Origin of the sequence: Lysinibacillus composti, assembly GCF_016908465.1 — a bacterium.
Classification (GTDB): Bacteria; Bacillota; Bacilli; order Bacillales_A; family Planococcaceae; genus Ureibacillus; species Ureibacillus composti_A.
In genome coordinates, this window is the sequence record NZ_JAFBDY010000004.1 from 44,399 (window position 1) to 66,721 (window position 22,323).

Consider the following 22,323-nt stretch of genomic DNA (forward strand, 5'->3'; position numbering starts at 1 on the left):
GGGGGAGTATGGCAGGTAATCGTTCATTTAAAGAATATGTGGCAGAAAGATTCTATAATAAAATGTTTGCTGCCATACAGGATTTCACCGAAGAAAACTACGATGGCTTAGACTTACGGCTATACAGAGTTCAAAACATCGGCGGCATTGAGTTATCAGATATAGAAGTAAAGTTCGTATCTGTTAATGACTTACCGGACATGAAAATAGAATTTGATGTTGCTGTTGAAGCTGAATTCGAAGTCCGTGAATCAAATCATCGTTATGATGAATCAGAAAATTGTCGGCAATGGTTTATGCTGGAATGCTCAGGAGATTTAGATTGCAATTTGGATGATTTTTCAATCTCTAGTATAACTGAGTATACTAGCAAAAATAAGCAGCCGAAACCTATGTCAGACTCCCTTGTCCCTATCATTCATAAGGAACAACTAGAATCTGTTGCCACAGACTTCCTTAGAAGACATTATCCTGAAGCATTAAAAAACCCAATGGCAGTTGAGCCACAGGTGTTGGCAGAAAAAATGGGTCTTACAGTAGAAATGAGAGAGATTACAAAGGATTTCACTGTTTTTGGGCAGATATACTTTCACGACTGTGATGCAGAGTTTTATGATGAAGATAGCGATGAAATGGTACAGACCCGTGTGAGTGGCCGTACAATAATCGTGGACCCTAAAGCTTACTTCCTTCGTAATCTGGGATCAGTCAATAATACTATTGTGCATGAGTGTGTTCATTGGGACCAACATAGAAAAGCATTTGAATTGGAGCGGTTATATAATAGTAGTGCCACACGAATCAAGTGTCAGGTAGTTGGGGGTATAAAAGACAATACCAGAGATGCAACTGACTGGATGGAATGGCAGGCGAATGCCCTCGCTCCAAAGATACAAATGCCACTTGCCATGTTTAAAACCCAAGCGTTCAAATTTATTAAGCAATTCAGTTCAGAACTGGGAACATCTGAACTTATAGATGTAATGGAGCCAGTTATTGACGCCTTAGCAACGTTCTTCAGCGTATCTCGGGCAGCAGCTAAAATCCGAATGATTGATGCTGGATATGAGGAAGCAATCGGAACTTTTACTTATATAGATGGTCGCTACGTCAAGCCGCATAGATTTAAGAAGGGTGCGCTTGAAAGAAATCAGACCTTTTCTATAGGTGCAGAGGATGCTGCTATCCAAAGCATAACCAATCCAGAAATGTCCGCTTTAGTTAGGGATGGAAGTTATATATATGTGGATTCCCACTTTGTGCTAAATCATCCGAAATATTTAACACAGGATATATTCGGACAAACGGTACTTACAGACTACGCACGAACCCATATGGAAGAGTGCTGCTTGGTTTTCGAGTTATCAGTCAAATCTGGGTGTAGGGAAAGATACTATACTGAATGTTTCCTCAACCGTGATAAGACATCAAATATAGATTTTGATATAAAGTATTGTAATGGTTTTGAGTATGCGGCTCCAGAAAAGAAGGCCCAATTACTAGCCGAAACAATAGCGGAAGAAATGCGAATCTATAATGAATTGCCAAATAGCTATACCAGCTCTCTCAAAATAGTACGTGAGTGGAAAAAAATAACTTATAAAGAATTAGCAGAAAAAATATTGGTCAACGAGCGTACCATAAGACGAATCGTTAATGGTGAGGAACCGGGATCTATTAATTCCATAGTATTGATTTGCCTTGGACTTCATCTACCGCCAAATATTAGCAGTCATATAATTCGTAACTCACCATTTTCATTGAACTTCAATAACAATAGTCATATTTGGTATAACTTTGCATTGACTCACCTATATGCAAAATCGATGGATGAGATTAGAACGTTTTTACAGGAACATGGCGCAGAGCCATTATAAAATTCAATAATTTTTTTGAAAAAGCGGACACAGGATGTCCGCTTTTTAGTTATTAACTAAGTAAGCCATACATGAATCCTTTTAAGGGTTTGTGTATGGCTTTTTTTATTGTTGTTTTTAGGTGTTTTTGTTGGGAAAAGCGTCATTTTGAGCCTGAAATTAACGGGCATGAGGTGTCCGCCAAGGCTGTCCAATTCTCACCTACAATAATGATAGATGAAGGAAAGGTCCTTCGTAGTTAGCAAGAATTAGACCATTCATCGTCTACAAAAAAATATCAAATGCCTGATTTGCAATAAGGGCAAAGGATACATATTGCTACGTTTCATTCCGTTTAGGATTGTTATGCGTTGCAATAGAAGTACCTTACCTTGTTGCGCTCATTTTCAGGACAAAGGGTCTGTGTACTTCGAGGCACAGACCTATTTTTGTATCCTTTGCCGCCAATGCAGTCCGGCGGAAAGGATGCAAAATGAAAATTAGAATTATGTACGACAACAAACCTACCTATTTGGAGGTACCAGACGAAGACTGCACTGTAATGATTGATATGGACTATGAGGACAGGCTATCCTGTGCCGAAGATAATGAAACCGTGATTCGCCGTTCGCCACAGGAGATTATGGACGAGCGTTTTAACAAGCCCGACTACAATAACTGGCATAAATTTGACAGACATAGAGGGATGCCAAAAAAACCATTCCGTAAGGACGACGAATCCGAGGATGCAACGGATCATATGGACTATCTCCCCGATAATACCCATGAAGTGGCACGAATTAAAAAGGAAGATTATGAATATTACTGTGAGATTATTCGTTCCATTCTCAAGCCAAAACATTCAGAACCTTTTATTGCTGTATATCTTGATGGCATGACAATGACTGAGTATGCAGAGCGTGAAGGTGTCAGTAAAAGCGCCATTTCACACCGTTTAAATACAGCCAAGAAGAATTTAAAAAAAGTTTTTCCAGAATCCTCAACTTTCCCCTCTTGCCACGGCTAATAGATAGAGGGCAGTACATAAACGCTCTCGGAAAGAGGTGAAGAACATGAAACACAACTTGAAAATCAGTGTTTCAAAAACTCCACAGTCCGGCGGGATTGTAACTTGCCGTAATGTCACCATAAGGGAGCGCTTCCTTCGTTTCTTACTTGGTGATAAGCAGAAGCTGACTATTCTTGTTCCGGGTGACACCGTACAGGAACTCGCCATCAGTGAGATTAAGGAGGGGGGATTAAACCATGAGCAAAATCAAACTACTTCTTGATGTGGTTTCTGATATGCGCTCTTTGGCAGACAGCATACAAGCGGTTGCTGATGCAATGGCGGGTAGTGAGCCTGTCGAAGCAAAAGAACCGACCACAACTGTAAAAGAGCCAGAACCAAAGAAAAAGGAAATCACTCTAGAGGAAGTCAGAGCAAAACTCGCTGAGAAGAGTCAAGCTGGTCTTACTGACCAAGTGAGAGAAATCATCCAAAAATACGGTGGCTCTAAATTAAGCGAAGTTGACAAGAAACATTATGCAGATATGTTGATAGATGCGGAGGTACTAGGTAATGAGTGATCACGCAGTACTTTCCGCATCGGGGTCCCATAGGTGGTTGAATTGCCTTCCATCTGCAAGATTGGAACTGGAGTTTGAAAATAGCGAATCCAATGCAGCCGCTGAAGGCACCGCCGCCCATGCTCTCTGTGAACATAAACTTAAAAAAGCACTTCACATGAGAAGTAAGCGTCCTGTTTCATCTTATAACACCGATGAGATGGAAGAACACAGCGATGCCTATGTTGAATTTGTAATGGAGCAGTTTGAACTGGCGAAACAAAGCTGTACCGACCCGTTAATACTTATTGAACAACGTCTTGATTTTTCCTGCTATGTACCACAGGGGTTCGGAACTGGTGACTGCATCATCATTGGCGATAAAAAGCTTCATATTATCGATTTTAAGTACGGCATGGGTGTGTTAGTAGATGCAGTAGGAAACCCACAGATGAAATTATATGCCCTTGGAGCTTTGGAAATCTATGATAGCCTGTATGACATCGAGGAGGTTTCTATGACTGTCTTCCAGCCACGCAGGGAGAATGTCAGTACATGGACAATCTCGGTAAATGAATTAAAAGACTGGGCAGAAAACGAACTGAGACCAAAGGCCAAAAAAGCCTATGAAGGTGAAGGTGACTATCTTCCAGGTGAATGGTGTACTTTCTGTCGAGCGGCTGTCAAATGCCGTGCAAGGGCAGAAGAAAAGCTGAAATTAGCGCAGATGGAATTTAAACTGCCACCCTTACTTACGGAATCTGAAATTGAGGAAGTTCTCTCTAAATTGTCCGACCTTACAAAGTGGGCCAATGAAATCATTGGTTATGCCACGGATGCTGCCGTTAATCACGGGAAAGAGTGGCACGGTTTTAAGGTAGTCGAGGGCAGGTCTGTCCGCAAATATAAGGACGAAGAAGCTGTGGCTGAAGCAGTCAAGGCAAACGGTTATAAGGATATTTACCGCCATAGTCTTATTACCTTAACGGAAATGCAGAAGCTGATGGGTAAAAAGAAATTTGAAGAAATCCTCGGTGGTCTCATACATAAACCACCAGGTAAGCCAACGCTGGTTCCACTTTCGGATAAGCGGCCTGCTATGAATATATCAAACGTAAAAAACGAATTTAATGAGATAACGGAGGATTTGGAATATGAATAATCAAAACAGAACGAAGGTTGTTACAAGCGTCAACACACGTCTTAGCTACTTTCACGGCTGGGAGCCGGTATCCATCAATGGCGGAGCGGAAAAGTACAGCGTATCCGTATTGATTCCCAAAACAGATAAGGAAACCATCAATGCTATCAATGCAGCCGTAGATGCAGCCATTGAAGAGGGCATTGCAAAGTTTGGCGGTAAAAAGCCGAATAAGGCTGCTATCAAACTGCCACTTCGAGATGGTGACGTAGAACGTGATGATGAGGCTTACAAAGGGCATTACTTTATAAATGCCAACAGCAAGACTCCACCCCAAATAGTAGATAAAGCAGTCAGACCTATCTTGGATCGCAACGAGGTTTACAGTGGTTGTTATGCAAGAGTATCCCTGAATTTCTATGCTTTTAACTCTAATGGTAATAAGGGTGTAGCGTGTGGTCTTGGCAACATCCAGAAGATAAGAGATGGAGAGCCTTTAGGCGGAAGAACAAATGCAGCTGATGACTTCACAACTATTGAAGATGATGATTTTCTAGCATAAAGAATAAATACAAACGAGGTGGTGGAGGTTGTTCTTCTGCCACCTCGTTTGCATTGGAAGGGGCGGTAATACATGAATTCTATTTCTATTGATATTGAAACATTTAGTAGTGCCAATCTTCAAAAGTCTGGAGTTTACCGTTATGCCGAGAGTGATGATTTTGAAATTCTACTATTTGGCTATTCGGTAGATTCTGGTGAAGTACAAGTTGTTGATCTTGCCTGCGGAGAGGAAATCCCAGCTGAAATTATAAACGCACTTATGGATGATTCCGTTACCAAGTGGGCTTTCAACGCAATGTTTGAGCGTGTGTGTCTATCAAAATGGCTTAACCTTAAAGAATATCTTGACCCCGCATCCTGGAAATGTTCCATGATATGGTCGGCATATATGGGATTACCTCTTTCTTTGGAGGGAGTCGGGGCGGTTCTAGGTTTGGAGAAACAAAAGCTAACTGAGGGTAAGGACCTTATTAAATATTTCTGTTCACCTTGCTCCCCTACAAAATCTAATAGTGGTCGAGTTCGTAATTTGCCAGAACACGACATTGATAAATGGGAGCGGTTTAAAGCATATAACCTTCGTGATGTGGAAGCCGAGATGTCAATACAACAAAGGTTATCCAAGTTTCTGGTGCCGGAAAATATCTGGAAGGAATATCATCTCGACCAAGAAATCAATGATCGTGGCATTGCCATTGACATGGCTTTCGTAAAACAGGCTGTTGTGATGGATGAACATTCCCGTGAAAAGCTAATGGCTACAATGCAAGAAATAACCAATTTAGAGAATCCAAACTCTGTACAACAAATGAAAGACTGGCTTGCTAACAATGGGCTAGAAACAGATACACTTGGTAAAAAAGCGGTTGCTGAGATGTTAAAGACAGCACCTGAACCACTAGGCACTGTTTTGGAACTTCGGCAACAACTTGCAAAATCATCGGTGAAAAAATACACAGCAATGGAGAATGCGGTATGTAGTGACGGTCGTGCAAGAGGAATGTTTCAGTTTTACGGAGCCAACAGAACCGGCAGATTCTCTGGCAGGCTAATTCAGTTACAAAATCTACCCCAAAACCATATGCCCGATTTGGAACAGGCTCGTGCTTTTGTTCGAAGCGGAAACTTTGATGCTCTTACTTTACTCTATGATTCAATCCCAGAGGTACTGTCGGAACTTATCCGTACTGCTTTTATACCGCGAGAAGGTATGAAGTTCATTGTGGCAGATTTTTCAGCGATTGAGGCTCGCGTCATTGCTTGGCTTGCAAGTGAAAAATGGAGAATAGATGTATTCCAAAACGGCGGTGACATCTACTGTGCCAGTGCCTCTCAGATGTTTAATGTACCTGTTGAAAAGCATGGTGTGAACGGTCACCTTCGTCAGAAAGGGAAAATAGCCGAACTTGCCCTCGGTTATGGTGGATCTGTTGGAGCATTAAAATCAATGGGTGCTTTGGAGATGGGAATTGAAGAAGAGGAACTTCAGCCCCTTGTAACGGCTTGGAGACAATCCAATCCCAATATCACAAAACTTTGGTGGGATGTTGACCGTGCAGTAAAAACTTGTGTTAAGCAAAAAACTCCTACAGAGACACACGGCATTAAATTTATATATCAAAGTGGAATGCTCTTTATTGTCCTCCCCTCTGGTAGACGGCTTGCCTATGTGAAACCTCGTATGGGAGAGAATATGTTTGGCGGTGAGTCAGTTACTTATGAAGGTGTCGGTGGAACGAAGAAATGGGAAAGAATCGAAAGCTACGGTCCCAAATTTGTAGAGAATATTGTTCAAGCAATCAGTCGTGACATCTTGTGTCATGCCATGCAGACATTAAAGAATTGTTCCATTGTGGCTCATGTACACGATGAAATTATCATCGAGGCAGATATGGGGACGTCACTTTCCGCTATCTGTGAACAGATGGCTAAGATGCCAACATGGGCAAATGGCCTGTTGCTTAGTGCTGATGGTTATGAGTGTCAGTTTTATCAAAAAGATTAAATTAATTGGTAATCGGATAATCGTGTGGGAGGAGGTTAAAAGACCTTCAATTTTTAAATAATGAAAACAGGATAGCACTTATTTTATGACCGGTACGTGCTATCTTGTTTGTTTAATAAACGCTCCATTTTTGTGGAATAAAGGGTTAAAATTCGAATCTTGAAGAAATATAGTGAAAGAACCGATTTTGACTCCTCTCTCTATAAAGTTAATAATAAATCAAGGGGTAAGACTAAATCTATTAAAAACACATGGGACAATAATTGATACATCGACCGATTAGCTTAATTGATTTTATTGCAGAGTGTCTCTAAATGATAACGAATAACTTCCTTCACCTTTTCTGGAGAGTATACATCAGGTCTTAATAAAGCATGAATTGACAATCCCTCTATTAATGCCGTTAACCTACTCTTTTCTAATTCTGCATTCATTGAATCTGATAATACGCCTTTTAGAGCTAAGATTTCAATCATTGAATTTGCTAATTCATATGTACCGTCCGTCATTTCATCTTTTTTGTCCTTTATTGTATCACTTGTAAGTGAACGTAATGCAAGAATCCACCAAACGCTCGTTTCAATTTTCTTTTCTTCATCTATTGGTACTAGCTCTAATAAAACTTCTTCTACTGCCTGCACTGGGTTTTCTGACCATTCTTTATTTTGAGAACGTTTTTTCCCTTCTTCTAAGTAGTAATTCATAATAAATAATAACATTTCATCTTGAGTTGAAAAATAATGTCTTAACGCACCAGAAGACATCCCTGCCTCAGCTGCAACTCTTCGTATAGACGCTTTCTCAACCCCTTCTTTCCTAATAATATTCCATGCAGCCTCAGCAATTTGTTTGCGCTTTTCATCATGATCAACAATTTTTGGCATTATAAAAATCACTTCCTTTATTTAGCACAGTGTGTTATTATCTTTTTATAGCACGATGTGTTAAATAGATAATACCACAATATTTAAAGGAGGACTAGTTTGTTTGATCGAAACTATTGAAGCATTGATGCCTTCTTCATCATTAGACATTTCTTCAGCATTAATGATTATTTCTTTGTGTGCTTTAATTGATATTTTAAGTCCCGGTGTACTGACTGTAACAGCCTATTTATTACTGACACAACCGAATCAGTTATCTTCTCGTTTATTTGTGTTTTTATTCATCACGCAGTTAGGCTATTTCATCACGGGCTTATTACTCTACTTTGGTGGAAATTCATTATTGAAGAGAATAGAACAATTGTCTCAGTTTGACTTTATCAATTGGTTTTATATCCTACTTGGAGCAGTTCTTGTTCTAATAAGCTTCAGTAAACCAAAAGAGACTACAAAAAAACGTTTAATTTCATTTATCCCCAAAAATACAACAATTAAAGGGATGATTATACTAGGAATCATTGTTTTCCTAATTGAATTTGTAACGGCATTGCCTTACTTTTATTCAATCTTTTTAATGAATCATCAAACAATTGAGACTACACCTGCTATCTTAATGATTATTGGATACAATCTAGTAATGGTGCTTCCTTCTATATTACTGTTAGGGGTTAATATTATATTTAAAGAAAGATTGCAACAATTTCTTGTTAAAATGAGGTCAAAATTAAATGAAGCTCCAATCTCTTCACTCTTGGTAGCGACAGGAGTCATAGGTGCAGTTTTTTTTAATATCGGTCTTAGAGGCATATTAAATTAGAAAAAATATTAAAGAGGTGTTCATTATGAAAGAAATTATCAGTGGACTCAGTCTACTTTTTATTATTCAGGGAGTAGGCGGATTAATCAATCATTTGACTAATGGAGGAAAAAGTTGGTTTTTAGTAAATTATATTGATGCGTTTCAAGGGTTGGAAATCGTTTTGGACATTGTATTTATTGCAGTTGGTGGGATCATAGCTTTAGCCACTCGTAAAATAACATCAAGTAAAAGCGATAAGTGAACGATGCAAAAATAAAAAATACAGAGTGAGAATTTCTCGCTCTGTATTTTTTATTTTAATTGATTCTCCTCAGGCTCTACCAACCTTACTCATCCAGGTCATAGATAAAATATGATACCAAAATGACTGTTTTTCTCTTTTCCTATTAGCTCCAGTTCTATAGGCCTATTACTGTTTACGTTACCATTTCTTGTTTATCAATCTAGTCTGTTTGTTAAAGTAGAAAATTACTGAATCAACTTTTAAATCTATTTTACATACTCAAATTCCGAAAAACAATCGGATGTATAATTTATTTTTTCAAAATCCTCAACATTGATTACCTCCTGCGGCTATTAGGTAGAGGAACTTTCCTCTGACTATATTGCAGGAGGTAATTCGTATGGACGAATTAGTAAAAATCAATTATGAAAATCAACGACCAACCGTACTCGGTCGTGATTTACATGAAGCCTTGGAAGTAAAGACCGCTTATAAAGATTGGTTTCCAAGAATGTGTGAGTACGGATTTGAGGAAGGGTCAGACTTTAGCTCATTTTTGAGCGAAAGTACTGGAGGCAGACCAAGCATAGACCATCAGTTAACAATTGATATGGCAAAAGAGCTATGTATGATACAGCGTACTCCAAAAGGAAAACAATGCCGTCAATACTTTCTTGAAATAGAAAGACGATGGAATTCCCCTGAGGCGATCATGGCAAGGGCATTACAGTTTGCCAATCAACAACTAACTCAAGTAAGGAATCAAAATAAAGTGCTTGAAGGTACGGTTGCTGTTCAGAATCAGCAAATTGCAGAAATGAAACCGAAAGTCTCTTATTACGATGTAGTTTTAAATTGTAAAGACCTCATTTCCACCTCAGCAATTGCCAAAGATTACGGCAAGTCAGCTATTTGGATGAACCGCTATCTTAATAAAAAGGGCATCCAGTTTAAACAAGGCGGCATTTGGCTTTTATATCAGAAGTATGCGGAAAAAGGCTACACCAGTACTAAGACACATAGCTACCTTGGCAGTAACGGTGAACAGCATACAAAGGTCCATACATATTGGACTCAAAAAGGCAGACTCTTCATTTACGAACTGATGAAGGCGGACGGTATTTTGCCTCAGATAGAAATGGAGGGTGTGTAATGGGGATCAACAAATTTAACCATGAAGGATACCATGACCCAACTCCCCATGAAGCACTGACCAACATAATGAGAAAGGAAAAGGCAGAGAAAAAATCTGCCTTTAAGCCACTTGTATATATCTGTTCTCCCTATTCCGGTGATGTAGAAGGAAACATTAAAAAGGCTCGCAGTTTTTGCAGGTTTGCCTTAGACCAAAACTGTATCCCAATTGCTCCCCACCTTATGTTTCCGCAGTTTATGGATGATGAAAACCCAGAGGAACGAGAGCTTGCCATATTTATGGACATCGTTCTTATGGGCAAATGCTCTGAGGTGTGGGTGCTGGGCAATACCATCTCAAGCGGTATGGCAAGGGAGATTGAAGTAGCCAAGAAACGCAGACAAACGGTCAGGTATTTTAGTCCGGAGCATGAGGAGGTCTAAAGTTTATGAAAATTGCAGTGGGCAATAGTCGGATGGACAGGAAATGGAAAAACAAAGATATCTCCTGGGGGGATTTTTGCTCCCGTGTAAAGACAACCCAACGTACTACAGAAACGGTAGAAGAATATCGGAAACTTAAAAAAGGCCAGCAAGATGATATCAAAGACGTGGGCGGCTTTGTCGGGGGACATTTAAAAGAAGGAAGGCGAAAGAAGGGCAATGTTCTGTGTCGTTCTTTGCTTACCCTTGATATGGATTACGGTAGACCGGATATCTGGGAACAAATCAGCATGCTTTTTGACTTCAAATGTTGCGTTTACTCCACTCATAAGCACACACCGGAAAATCCAAGACTCAGACTTATTGTTCCTCTTGCCCGCGAGATCAGTGAAGAAGAATATGCAGCCGTTGGACGTATGGTGGCAAAAGAAATCGGTATTGACCTTTTTGATGATACGACATATGAAGCCCATCGCCTTATGTATTGGCCATCCACTTCCTCTAATGGTGAATTTGTCTACGAAGAGCAGGATGGAGCATTACTTGACCCGGATATTTATCTTGCAAAATATGAAAACTGGCGAGATACGTCAACTTGGCCAGTATCAAGCAGGCAGTCTGAGGTTATTAATCGCAGTCTTAAAGAACAAGCCGATCCGCTTTTAAAGGAAGGTGTGGTAGGAACTTTCTGTCGTGCCTATTCCGTTCGTGAAGCAATTGATAAATTTTTAGGTACAGTTTATGCGCCATCTGCTATGGAAGGGCGCTATGACTATATTCCAGCTGACAGCAGTGCGGGTGTGATTATCTATGATGATAAATTTGCATACAGCCACCATGCCACCGATCCAGCAAGCGGCCTGCTCCTCAATGCTTTTGATCTAGTTCGTATTCATAAATTCGGCTCTTTAGATGATAGAGCTTCCACTACTACGGCTCCTGGCAGGATGCCGTCTTTTGTGGCAATGTGCGAGTTTGCTATAAAAGATGAAGCGGTAAAAGCTGAGTTCGCAAAGGAAAGACAGGCTCAGGCTGAAGAAGAGTTTAGGGATGAGGATTGGCAGACAGGTTTGGAACTAGATAAGCAAGGTCGGATAAAAGACACACTGGATAACATCGTCTTGATTATTCGTCATGATGAAGATTTACAGCATATCGCTTTCAACTGCCACCGTGATGGTATTGATGCCAAAGGTGGTCTGCCTTGGGAACAGCTTAAGGCGGGTTGGAATGATTCGGACAATGCACTTCTTAAGGTGTACTTAAGCAGCAAATACGGTGTCTATTCTCCTACCAAGACCAAGGATGCTGTGTTAGCAGTAGCATCAGAACGAGCATACCATCCTGTTAAGGAGTACCTAGACTCCCTGCCAAAATGGGATGGTATTAGCCGAGTAGAAAATCTACTAATTGATTATTTCGGTGCAACAGATAATTCCTACACAAAGGCAATTATTCGCAAAACGATGGTTGCAGCGGTAGCCCGCATTTATAGACCAGGTACAAAGTTTGATAGTGTTCTAATCTTAAACGGTCCTCAAGGTATCGGTAAGTCAACCTTCTTTGCGAGGCTTGCAGGGGATTGGTTTTCAGATAGTTTGACCATTACGGACATGAAAGATAAATCAGGTGCTGAAAAACTTCAGGGATATTGGTTGTTAGAACTGGGTGAGCTTGCTGGAATGCGTAAGACGGATGTGGAGATTGTGAAGTCCTTTATTTCGAGGGCGGATGATAAATACCGTGCCAGTTATGGAGTCAACGTGGAAAGCCATCCCCGTCAATGCGTGATTGTAGGTTCTACCAATGCCGAAAGCGGATTTCTTCGGGATATTACGGGTAACCGTAGATTCTGGCCAGTCCGCATTAGCGGCAACAGTAAAAAGAAAGCTTGGCAGATGACTAAAGAGGAAGTACAGCAGATTTGGGCAGAGGCACTAGTTCTTTATGAGAAAGGAGAAAAACTCTACCTTGAAGGTGATGATGTATCCATGGCAACTAGTGAACAGGCAGATGCCATGGAAACAGATGAACGAGAAGGACTAGTTCGTACTTACTTGGATACGCTCTTGCCGGATGATTGGGACACGATGTCTTTGTACGAGCGTAGAAATTTCCTTGGCGGTAGCGAATTTGGCGGCGGCACCCGGGTTGGAACAGTACACAGAACCCTTGTCTGCAATATGGAAATTTGGTGTGAGTGTTTCGGTAAAGAGGCATCCATGCTAAAGCCTTCAGATTCCTATGCCATCGGTGCCATTATGAGAAAGATCAGTGAGTGGAACAAGTACACTGGGAACAAGAATGGTGTTGTGACGTTTCCTGTCTACGGAAAGCAACGAGCTTATTCCCGAGTCGAGGAACAACGCTAAGTTGTACCTTACATTGTTCCCATACTGGTTCTTTCCCTAAAGTTAGTAATGATAAGGAAAATCAACGGTTCGGAACAAGTGGAACAAGAAGTATCCTATTTATTTATAAATAGTAAAAAGAAGTAATAGTAGCCTGTGCATACACGTATACACGCGCGTATAGGAAAATTGGGTCAAAGTTGTTTTCTTGTTCCGAGCCTTTTTATATGGGAGGTATTTATGCTTGAAAAATATATAGAAAAGAAACTGGTGGTTGAGGTAAAAAAGATGGGAGGCATTGCTGCGAAGTTTGTTAGTCTAGGTTTAGATGGGATGCCAGACCGCCTAGTGCTTTTACCACTTGGGAAGATAGCATTTGTGGAATTAAAGGCTCCCGGAAAGAAACCTCGCCTGTTACAGATTAGAAGAATAAAGCAATTACAGAAGTTAGGCTTTGCCTGCTATGTTATTGATGATGTTAAGCAGATTGGAGGGATACTGGGTGAAATACAATCCTCATAAATATCAGACCTATGCAACGAACTTCATTCTAGAGCATCCCATTGCTGCGGTGTTTTTAGAAATGGGTCTTGGCAAAAGCGTCATTACTCTAACTGCTATATTTGACCTATGTCTTGATCGTTTTGAAGTTGGAAAGGTTCTGGTTATTGCTCCACTTCGAGTAGCTAGGGATACTTGGCCAGCTGAGATAAATAAGTGGGAGCATTTAAAAGGACTCAAGTTTTCGGTAGCAATCGGTACAGAGCAGGAGCGATTGGCGGCTCTAAGGAAGCCTGCAAGTGTCTATCTTATAAACAGAGAAAATGTTGACTGGTTGGTAAACAAAAGCGGTATTCCTTTTAATTTCGATATGGTGGTCATTGATGAACTATCATCTTTTAAGTCCTATGGCGCAAAAAGGTTTAAAAGTTTACTAAAAGTAAGACCGAGGGCAAAACGGATTGTGGGTCTTACGGGTACACCCTCCAGTAATGGGTTAATGGATTTGTGGGCAGAGTTTCGTATTCTCGACATGGGTAAAAGACTCGGCAGGTACATAACACACTACCGCAATTCCTACTTTACACCGGATAAACGAAATCAGCAGATTGTGTTTTCATATAAACCATTGCCAGGTGCTGAAGATGCCATATATCGGCTCATTTCAGATATTACCATTTCCATGAAGTCGGTAGATTTTCTCAAAATGCCAGAATGCGTGATCAATGAAGTACCTGTCTATCTAAATGAAAAAGAACAATCAGTATATGATCACTTTCGTGAAGAGATGGTCCTTGAATTTGGCGATGAAGAAATAGATGCCATGAATGCAGCTGTCCTTTCAGGCAAACTTCTGCAAATGGCAAACGGTGCTATCTATGATGATGATAAAAACCCCCATATTATCCACGACCGCAAGCTAGATGCTCTTGAGGATTTAATTGAAGGTGCTAACGGCAAACCTGTGCTTATTGCCTATTGGTATAATCACGATTTAGAGCGTATTAAGGTAAAATTCAATGTCAGAGAAATTAAAACTTCCAAGGATATTAAGGATTGGAACAACGGTGATATTTCTGTGGCAGTTATCCATCCTGCATCAGCGGGGCACGGTCTCAACTTACAAAGTGGAGGTTCAACGCTTATCTGGTTTGGACTTACTTGGAGTCTGGAACTCTATCAGCAAACCAATGCGAGACTTTGGAGACAAGGACAAAAAGAGACAGTAGTAATCCATCACATCATTACTAAAGGCACAATCGATGAAGATGTGATGGGAGCCTTGAAACGAAAGGACAAGACACAATCCGAGCTTATTAATGCGGTCAAAGCAAATCTTGGGAAAGCGAGGGATGCCGTATGATGGATGCATTTGAAAAACTGGCAAATGCCATTATTCTTCAGGCAGTTAAGGATTATCGTTTTGCATTAAAAAGACTAGCAAAACACCCTCGCAATGATTCTGCTTTATATACGAAACGTGAGGTGGAGTGCTTCTTTCATTCTGAATTGTTCAATGTCCTCACCTCTCTAAACCCTGACATGTTAATCCAACAGCTACAAGAGGAGGTGGTGCGATGATGACAGCTAAGGAATTCTTAAAACAGGCCTATCGTCTGAATGAATTGATTAATTCCGACCTTGAAGAGTTACAAAACTTAAGGGAACTATCAAGAAGTGTTTCATCCCCCGTTCTTGAGGAAAAAGTCAGTCGAACCAAGTGTACTGACCCACCCTTTGAAAAGTATGTGATTAGAATAGTAGATTTGGAGCAACAGATACAACAAGAGGTTGAACGGCTAGTAAAGCTTAAATCAGATATCCGTGAAGCAATTAACCAGATGGAAAACGTAGATGAGAAGCTGATTCTTCGCTACCGATACATTAACTTTCTTAACTGGGAAGAAGTCTGTGTTAACCTTAATGTTTCTATGAGAACCGTGCATAGACTCCATTCATCTGCATTGCAGCATTTAAAGGTGCCTAAATAAAAAGGAGTAACCTGAAAAGAGTGAGGGAAGAGGGTCAAAAGGCCATCTTCTCCACTACCTTTAGTCAATGTGGGAAAATAGCAGTGATTCAAATAATTAGTATTTCACTTTTAATGATTAATTAAATTAAAATGAGCTGTCAAAACAACAGCTCATTTCTTACCTGCTTTGAGTATCTGCCTAATGCGTGATTTCAGTATAAACTTTTACAGTTTTCAGGTAGTTTGAAAGGATTATCTTTATTGATACGGTCATAAAACATAATTCCATTTAGATGATCTATTTCATGTTGAATAACAATAGAGGAATAGCCATTGAGTTTTAATATTATTTCTTCTCCTTCTAAATTAAACCCTTTCACTTTAATTCTTTCATATCTTGGGACGAATCCATTTATATCTCGATCAACAGAAAGGCAACCTTCACTTGGTGGTAAGTAAATCATAGAAACTGAATGACTTATTATTTTTGGATTAATAAGAGTATATTCATGTTCTTTCTCCCTCTCGTCAGTGAAATACGCTACAAACATTCGCTTATTCAAGCCAATCTGATTCGCGGATAATCCAACTCCTCCACGCAATTTATATTTTTTGGATAGAATGGGGTCTTGACTATTTTTTAAGAAATTCATCATACTAGTTAATGTTTCCTTATCTTCCTCAGAGGGAGGTACCATCACTTCTAGTGTTGGTCGATGTAAGATATCATTACCTTCACCCACAATATCTTCCATTGTTATCATATAATTTGAATGAAATTTATTCATAAATAAACAATTCATCTACCTTTACTTTTAACGTTTTTGATAATTTAAATGCCAGTTCTAGTGTGGGATCATATTTATCATTCTCTATACAATTTATTGTTTGTCTAACAACTCCACACTTCTTAGCAAGTTGCTCTTGTGTTATCCCCAATTTGTTCCGTATTGCTTTAATTTTATTTTTCAACAGTATCACCTATGTCAAAGATATTGGACATTTTTTATTATAACAATTTCAATAAATATGTCAATAAATTTGGACATTTCAATGTATCTATTAGTGGTTTTTGTACGCAGTAATCTGAATGCTCGTAAAAGGTTGGCACACTTTGGCACAGTTTGGCACACAATGACACTGTTTGTCCGTAGTGAAAGTTATATAATGGTAGTATGGAATATTAATAAACAGAAGCCTTCACGGGAGCATTTCTCCTGCGAGGGCTTTTTCTATGGGCAAAAGGAGGTGCAAGTATGCCAAAGAAACCTAAGCGACCGTGCTCTTACCCTGGTTGCCCAGAGCTAACCGACAAGCGCTTTTGTGAAGAGCATGGCAAGAAGGAAGCCGCACGGTATGAAAAGTATGACCGTGACCCAGCAACCCGTAAGCGTTATGGTCGTGCTTGGAAAAGAATACGTGACCGTTACATTGCAGCTCATCCTCTTTGTGAGAAATGTAAACGACAAGGAAAGCTGACCCCTGCAAATGAAGTCCATCACATTCTTCCTCTTGCAAGAGGAGGGACTCACGATAGAAGTAATCTGATGGCTCTTTGTACTCCTTGCCACTCTGCAATCACGGCAAGAGATGGAGACCGTTGGGGAACCCGGTAGGGGGAGTCAAATCTCCACAGCTTTTTCTTTGTGTAACGGGCGTGGGGCAACGCGTGAAAATTCGCGGTTTCAAACAGGGTAATAGACCCATCAACGAAAAGAGGTGAGTGAATGGCCAAAGATGGAACAAATCGTGGCGGTGCCCGTATAGGCTCTGGTCAAAAAAAGAAACCACTTGCTGATAAAATTGCACAGGGAAATCCAGGTAAGAGAAAGCTTGAAGTCGTTGAGTTCCAAAATACCGCTGACCTGAAGGGGCAGGAAATGCCAAAGCCAAGGGCCATGCTCTCAGCGGTGCAAAAGGACGGGAAAACCCTAGTAGCCAGCGAGATTTATGAAATTACTTGGAAATGGCTTGAGGAGCGAGGCTGTGCCCATTTGGTGCTCCCACAGCTTCTAGAACGATATGCCATGAGTGCGGCCAGATGGATACAGTGTGAGGAGGCGGTAACTGAGTTTGGCTTTCTTGCCAAGCATCCAACTACCGGCAATGCTATTCAAAGTCCATATGTAGCTATGAGTCAGAACTTTATGAGTCAGACAAACAGATTGTGGATGGAGATTTATCAAATCGTTAAAGAGAATTGTGCTACAGAGTATTCTGGTTTAAACCCACAGGACGATGTGATGGAGCGACTGCTATCTGCCCGCAGAGGAAAATAAAGATGAGGAGATATATAATGAGTAAAAGATATTTAACAGCTGAAAGTGTATGTGCTGGACATCCTGATAAACTATGCGACATCATAGCAGATAGCATTTTAGAAGCATGTTTACGTAAAGACAAAGCATCACGTGTCGCTTGTGAGGTAATGGCAACCAAAGGGAAAATTATCGTGGCGGGCGAAATCTCCTGCAGCGAGAAAATAGACATCCGATACATTGTTAGGAATGTCCTTAAAGAGGTTGGATACAACCCTCTTAAATTCTTGATTTATGTATTTGTACACAAACAAAGTGTAGATATTGCAACTGGTGTGGATACTGCACTGGAAGTAAGAAATGGGATAAACGAACAGTATGGTTCGATAGGTGCTGGAGACCAAGGAACTGTGTATGGCTATGCTACAAAGGAAACAGGAGAAATGCTTCCCCTACCCCTTGTACTATCTCACAGGATTGTAAAGAGACTGGATGATTGCCGAAAAGGGAAACTGATAAAAGGTATCCACCCAGATGGTAAAGCGCAGGTGACGGTGGAATATGAAGGGGACACTCCAGTGAGAATAAAGACGATTGTGATTTCTGTGCAGCATGATAAGAATAAAACACAGGAAGAACTTAAGGCAGATCTTCTTAACAATGTCTTATGGCAATGCTTTGAGGATTTCCCTTTTGATGATGAAACAGAACTTCTCGTCAATCCATCTGGTCAGTTTGTTCTTGGTGGTCCCGCTGCCGATACAGGCTTAACTGGTAGAAAAATTATGGTTGATACCTATGGAGGACTTGCATCCCATGGAGGTGGCGCACTTAGTGGTAAAGACCCCACCAAAGTTGACCGAAGCGGTGCCTATATGGCTCGGTACATTGCAAAGCATATCGTCTGGTGTGGATATGCAAAGAGATGTGAAGTTAGTATATCCTATGCCATTGGTAAGGCAAATCCTGTAGCCTTTTATGTAAATACCCTTGGCACAGGTATTGTTTCTGACGAAATATTAACTCTTGCTGCACAGGAGATTTTCAACTTAAGACCTGCGGCAATCATAGAGAAGTTGCGTCTAAGGAATGTGATTTACTCTGATACAGCTGTTTATGGTCACTTTAATAGTTGTCTATTCCCGTGGGAGGATGTAAATAAGTACAGTGAATTTAGAAGGGCGGTGGAAAAGTATGTTGATAGAGAAGATAAAAACTAAACAACTCATCCCCGCTGATTATAACCCAAGGAAGGATTTAAAACCGGGTGATCCGGAATATGAGAAACTAAAACGCTCCCTTGAGGAGTTTGGATATGTAGAACCCGTAATATGGAATAAGACCACAGGCAGAGTCATCGGAGGTCATCAGCGTTTGAAAATCCTGCTGAGTATGGGCATGGATGAGATAGAATGCGTAGTTGTTGAAATGGATGAGCAAAAGGAGAAGGCGCTGAACATTGCACTAAATAAAATAAGTGGTGATTGGGATAAAGACAAATTAGCACTTCTCATCACGGACTTAAATGCTTCAGACTTTGATGTGTCTTTGACAGGTTTTGACCCAGGAGAGTTGGACGATCTTTTCAAGGATTCCCTTAAGGATAATATAAAAGAAGATGATTTCGATGTAGACAGCGAGCTGAAAAAGCCCGCTGTTTCGCATTTAGGGGATGTTTGGCTACTTGGGCAGCATCGATTAGTCTGCGGAGACAGTACAAAGAAAGACACCTTTGATGTCTTGATGGATGGGAAAACTGCTAATTTGGTAGTTACGGACCCTCCATATAACGTTAACTATGAAGGCACCGCTGGAAAAATCAAAAATGACAATATGGCTAACGAAGCGTTCTACGATTTCCTGCTTGCAGCATTTCAGAACACCGAAGCAGCGATGGCAAAGGACGCTTCTATTTATGTATTCCATGCGGATACCGAAGGACTCAATTTTAGAAGAGCATTCTCTGATGCGGGGTTTTATCTTTCCGGTACTTGTATATGGAAAAAGCAGTCCCTTGTTCTCGGTCGCTCCCCTTATCAGTGGCAGCATGAGCCTATTCTCTTTGGGTGGAAAAAGAAAGGTAAGCATAACTGGTATTCCGATAGAAAGCAGACCACCATCTGGGAATTTGAGAAACCGAAGAAAAACAGTGATCATCCTACGATGAAGTCAGTTGCACTTGTGGCCTACCCTATTTTGAATTCAAGCCTTTCTAATTGTATCGTGCTTGATCCTTTTGGTGGTTCAGGAAGCACACTGATTGCCTGTGAGCAGACAGATAGAATCTGTTACACCATTGAACTGGATGAAAAGTACTGCGATGTCATCGTGAAAAGGTATATTGAGCAAGTCGGAAATTCTGATGGTGTGTTTCTTTTAAGAGATGGTTCGAAATTCCGATATTGTGATTTGCCAGTGGTGAGTGAAGATGAGTAAATTGACACTTGGCTCCCTATTTGATGGCAGTGGTGGTTTTCCTTTAGGTGGTTTGCTTTGTGGCATTGAGCCTTTATGGGCATCTGAAATTGAGCCGTTTCCTATACGGGTTACGACCAAACGCATCCCTCAGATGAAGCATAATGGGGATATCAACAAATTGAATGGTGCGGAGCTTCCGCCTGTAGATATTATAACCTTTGGCTCTCCCTGCACGGATATGAGTGTGGCGGGTAAAAGAGCTGGTCTGGATGGAGAGCAATCCGTCCTTTTTTATGAAGCAATCCGAATTATCAAGGAAATGAGGTGTAAGACCAATGGACAATATCCAAGGTATGCAGTATGGGAAAATGTCCCCGGCGCATTCTCGTCAAATAAAGGAGAAGACTTCAAGGCAGTCCTCGAAACGGTCATCAGCGTCAAAGAGCCGAACACCTCGGTGCCTTTTCCTGAAAAAAGACGATGGCCTTACGCAGACATCTATATGGGAGACAGATGGAGTGTGGCTTACCGAACTATCGATGCGCAATATTTCGGAGTCCCCCAACGTCGTCGTAGAATCTACCTTGTCGCAGATTTTGCAGACAAATGTGCCGGAGAAATACTATTTGAGTCCGAAGGCATGCCAAGGAATTTTACGCCTGGCGGCAGCCCGTGGCAAAGAACTGCCGACAATGCTAAAAACTGCACTGGAAAAACAGGCGATAGCATAACTTGCCTAAATGACCAAGGCGGAAGAGTGATGTCTGTTTCTAAAGATATTACTGCAACGCTTCGTGCAGAGGAACATGGACATCAGCCTTGCATAATGCAGTCAAGTGGATTTTGTACCGAACACAGCGCCAAGAGTAGAAGTGTTGGTTATGAGGAAGAACGCTCACCTACCCTTAGAGCAGGTGTTGTTCCAGGTACAGTCATGTCCTTTGAACCGGGCGCTGCTTCTCGAGTTGGTGGTCATACTGACGAAAACTTAAGTGGATCACTTCGTGCAAACATGGGAGATAATCAAACGGCAGTTGTAATAGAAAATCATCCAACTGATAGCCGTGTGAAACTTTCCGAGGATAATAAAGTACAGACGCTGACCTCTCGGATGGGAACTGGTGGAGGGAATGTCCCCCTTGTTATGAACACTCCTAAAACGTTAAAAATCCGCTCCGGCTGTGAAGGCGGTGGTAAGGGTGCATTGATACAAGATGATAAGTCTGCAACTCTTGGATGCAATAATGATCAAACCGTTTTTGTGCCTACCGCATATGGCATCTGCTCTGATAAAAGCAATTCCATGCAGTCTAGCAATCCGCATAGCGGTATATATGAAGCGGATACTTCTCGAACCATTGATGCCAATGGAGGAAATCCAGGATGTAATCAAGGTGGTATTGCAGTGGTTGCTCTTCAAGGCTCGATGATTGGAAGAGAGGATAAAAACGGTCCCCAAGGAAGCGGTATAGATGAAGAGGTTTCTTTTACACTTAATACCGCTGATCGTCATGCTGTTGCCTATGCCATGACTACCGGAGCCTATGCACAGGTTGAAGAAGATAAAGCACCTACTCTATTGTCGAGAGATTATAAGGATGCTCCTGTTGTGACTCAGCCTTCTTACGGTATTGATCGGGCGGCTTTTAATCAAGGACAGAACGCTCTTTATAAACCGACTATAGATGAAGAACAGCAACCTACGCTTACAGCAAAAGGTCCTGGAGCAGTGGCACAACCAGCATCATTTTATCCTCAGATGAAAGCTGAAAGTCAATGCTACAGACAGGACGGTACATCAAATACGATTATCAATGGCACCAATCCAGGCTATCAAAATGGATTGGTTGAACTGGACTATATTGTTCGAAGGCTTACACCAACGGAATGTGCAAGATTGCAAGGCTTCCCCGATGATTGGTGTGATGACCTTGGTACGGAAAATCCTACAGAAGATGAAATTTCATTCTGGACGGAGGTTTGGGAAACCCACCGCAAAATTATAGGTAAAAGTAAAAAGCCAAAAACAAGAAATCAGATTATAAAATGGCTTAACAATCCTCATTCTGATTCAGCTGAATACAAAATGTGGGGTAATGGTGTAGCACTTCCATGCGTTTGTTTTGTGCTGACTGGCATTGTGTTATCTACACAAAATACCGCCGATTAATGGAAACGTATTT

24 protein-coding genes are annotated in these 22,323 nt (G+C 41.0%); 21 read left to right on the top strand and 3 right to left on the bottom strand.

Going from position 1 to position 22,323, the window contains the following annotated elements:
- Positions 1-8: 8 nt before the first annotated feature.
- From JOD29_RS06440 to JOD29_RS06470, 7 genes are all read left to right on the top strand, one after another.
- Complete coding sequence (locus JOD29_RS06440) at positions 9-1,877, top strand: helix-turn-helix domain-containing protein (protein WP_124763823.1); 1,869 nt, start codon at positions 9-11, stop codon at positions 1,875-1,877.
- Positions 1,878-2,349: 472 nt separating this feature from the next.
- Complete coding sequence (locus tag JOD29_RS06445) at positions 2,350-2,883, top strand: RNA polymerase sigma factor (RefSeq protein WP_239585605.1); 534 nt, start codon at positions 2,350-2,352, stop codon at positions 2,881-2,883.
- Between the two features lie 46 nt (positions 2,884-2,929).
- Positions 2,930-3,148, top strand: coding sequence for a hypothetical protein (locus tag JOD29_RS06450; RefSeq protein ID WP_048717981.1), 219 nt, complete (start codon positions 2,930-2,932; stop codon positions 3,146-3,148).
- A gap of 13 nt (positions 3,149-3,161) precedes the next feature.
- Positions 3,162-3,446 (top strand): rRNA biogenesis protein rrp5, encoded by a 285-nt coding sequence (locus tag JOD29_RS06455; RefSeq protein ID WP_239585606.1) that lies wholly within the window; start codon positions 3,162-3,164, stop codon positions 3,444-3,446.
- On the top strand, positions 3,439-4,587 hold the full coding sequence (locus tag JOD29_RS06460) for a DUF2800 domain-containing protein (RefSeq protein ID WP_124763826.1): 1,149 nt from the start codon (positions 3,439-3,441) through the stop codon (positions 4,585-4,587). Before JOD29_RS06455 ends, JOD29_RS06460 begins: the two co-directional genes overlap by 8 nt.
- Positions 4,580-5,128, top strand: coding sequence for a DUF2815 family protein (locus tag JOD29_RS06465; protein ID WP_124763827.1), 549 nt, complete (start codon positions 4,580-4,582; stop codon positions 5,126-5,128). The genes JOD29_RS06460 and JOD29_RS06465 overlap by 8 nt, the downstream gene beginning before the upstream one ends.
- Positions 5,129-5,200: 72 nt before the next feature.
- Positions 5,201-7,135: a DNA polymerase gene (locus JOD29_RS06470; RefSeq protein ID WP_124763828.1), complete on the top strand. Its 1,935-nt coding sequence runs from the start codon at positions 5,201-5,203 to the stop codon at positions 7,133-7,135.
- Between the two features lie 284 nt (positions 7,136-7,419).
- Here the strand turns inward: JOD29_RS06470 and JOD29_RS06475 are convergent, their stop codons facing one another.
- A complete protein-coding gene (locus JOD29_RS06475; RefSeq protein WP_015926218.1) occupies positions 7,420-8,019 on the bottom strand; it encodes a TetR/AcrR family transcriptional regulator in 600 nt (199 codons plus the stop codon).
- A 103-nt stretch (positions 8,020-8,122) separates the two neighbouring features.
- Here JOD29_RS06475 and JOD29_RS06480 point away from each other — a divergent pair, with 103 nt between their 5' ends.
- From JOD29_RS06480 to JOD29_RS06520, 9 genes are all read left to right on the top strand, one after another.
- Positions 8,123-8,836 (top strand): GAP family protein, encoded by a 714-nt coding sequence (locus tag JOD29_RS06480; RefSeq protein WP_071396131.1) that lies wholly within the window; start codon positions 8,123-8,125, stop codon positions 8,834-8,836.
- Between the two features lie 25 nt (positions 8,837-8,861).
- Positions 8,862-9,080, top strand: coding sequence for a hypothetical protein (locus JOD29_RS06485; RefSeq protein WP_039236448.1), 219 nt, complete (start codon positions 8,862-8,864; stop codon positions 9,078-9,080).
- Between the two features lie 382 nt (positions 9,081-9,462).
- A complete protein-coding gene (locus tag JOD29_RS06490) occupies positions 9,463-10,215 on the top strand; it encodes a phage antirepressor KilAC domain-containing protein (RefSeq protein WP_124763829.1) in 753 nt (250 codons plus the stop codon).
- The gene (locus JOD29_RS06495; protein ID WP_074050012.1) at positions 10,215-10,640 is read left to right on the top strand and encodes a DUF7768 domain-containing protein; all 426 of its coding nucleotides are present in this window, start codon (positions 10,215-10,217) and stop codon (positions 10,638-10,640) included. Before JOD29_RS06490 ends, JOD29_RS06495 begins: the two co-directional genes overlap by 1 nt.
- A 5-nt stretch (positions 10,641-10,645) precedes the next feature.
- Positions 10,646-13,012 (top strand): virulence-associated E family protein, encoded by a 2,367-nt coding sequence (locus tag JOD29_RS06500; protein ID WP_124763830.1) that lies wholly within the window; start codon positions 10,646-10,648, stop codon positions 13,010-13,012.
- Positions 13,013-13,231: 219 nt separating this feature from the next.
- A complete protein-coding gene (locus JOD29_RS06505; protein WP_124763831.1) occupies positions 13,232-13,513 on the top strand; it encodes a VRR-NUC domain-containing protein in 282 nt (93 codons plus the stop codon).
- On the top strand, positions 13,494-14,855 hold the full coding sequence (locus JOD29_RS06510; RefSeq protein ID WP_240033595.1) for a DEAD/DEAH box helicase: 1,362 nt from the start codon (positions 13,494-13,496) through the stop codon (positions 14,853-14,855). The genes JOD29_RS06505 and JOD29_RS06510 overlap by 20 nt, the downstream gene beginning before the upstream one ends.
- A complete protein-coding gene (locus tag JOD29_RS06515) occupies positions 14,855-15,073 on the top strand; it encodes a hypothetical protein (RefSeq protein ID WP_000338537.1) in 219 nt (72 codons plus the stop codon). The genes JOD29_RS06510 and JOD29_RS06515 overlap by 1 nt, the downstream gene beginning before the upstream one ends.
- The gene (locus tag JOD29_RS06520) at positions 15,070-15,483 is read left to right on the top strand and encodes a DUF1492 domain-containing protein (protein ID WP_090411895.1); all 414 of its coding nucleotides are present in this window, start codon (positions 15,070-15,072) and stop codon (positions 15,481-15,483) included. Before JOD29_RS06515 ends, JOD29_RS06520 begins: the two co-directional genes overlap by 4 nt.
- 193 nt (positions 15,484-15,676) lie before the next feature.
- On the opposite strand, the gene def is transcribed toward JOD29_RS06520, so the two are convergent.
- Together def and JOD29_RS06530 are read right to left on the bottom strand one after the other, a co-directional pair.
- On the bottom strand, positions 15,677-16,252 hold the full coding sequence (gene def / locus JOD29_RS06525; protein ID WP_090411893.1) for a peptide deformylase: 576 nt from the start codon (positions 16,250-16,252) through the stop codon (positions 15,677-15,679).
- Positions 16,245-16,436: a helix-turn-helix transcriptional regulator gene (locus JOD29_RS06530; protein ID WP_027625332.1), complete on the bottom strand. Its 192-nt coding sequence runs from the start codon at positions 16,434-16,436 to the stop codon at positions 16,245-16,247. Before JOD29_RS06530 ends, def begins: the two co-directional genes overlap by 8 nt.
- 284 nt (positions 16,437-16,720) lie before the next feature.
- Here JOD29_RS06530 and JOD29_RS06535 point away from each other — a divergent pair, with 284 nt between their 5' ends.
- From JOD29_RS06535 to JOD29_RS06555, 5 genes are all read left to right on the top strand, one after another.
- On the top strand, positions 16,721-17,080 hold the full coding sequence (locus JOD29_RS06535) for an HNH endonuclease (RefSeq protein WP_124763832.1): 360 nt from the start codon (positions 16,721-16,723) through the stop codon (positions 17,078-17,080).
- Between the two features lie 111 nt (positions 17,081-17,191).
- Entirely contained in the window at positions 17,192-17,743 is a 552-nt protein-coding gene (locus tag JOD29_RS06540; RefSeq protein WP_039236549.1) for a P27 family phage terminase small subunit, read from the top strand.
- A 17-nt stretch (positions 17,744-17,760) separates the two neighbouring features.
- Positions 17,761-18,942, top strand: coding sequence for a methionine adenosyltransferase (gene metK / locus JOD29_RS06545; RefSeq protein WP_148090322.1), 1,182 nt, complete (start codon positions 17,761-17,763; stop codon positions 18,940-18,942).
- Positions 18,917-20,158, top strand: a complete 1,242-nt coding sequence (locus tag JOD29_RS06550) for a site-specific DNA-methyltransferase (protein WP_124763833.1) — start codon at positions 18,917-18,919, stop codon at positions 20,156-20,158. Before metK ends, JOD29_RS06550 begins: the two co-directional genes overlap by 26 nt.
- Positions 20,151-22,310, top strand: coding sequence for a DNA cytosine methyltransferase (locus tag JOD29_RS06555; protein ID WP_039236539.1), 2,160 nt, complete (start codon positions 20,151-20,153; stop codon positions 22,308-22,310). The genes JOD29_RS06550 and JOD29_RS06555 overlap by 8 nt, the downstream gene beginning before the upstream one ends.
- The last annotated feature ends 13 nt before the right edge of the window (positions 22,311-22,323 follow it).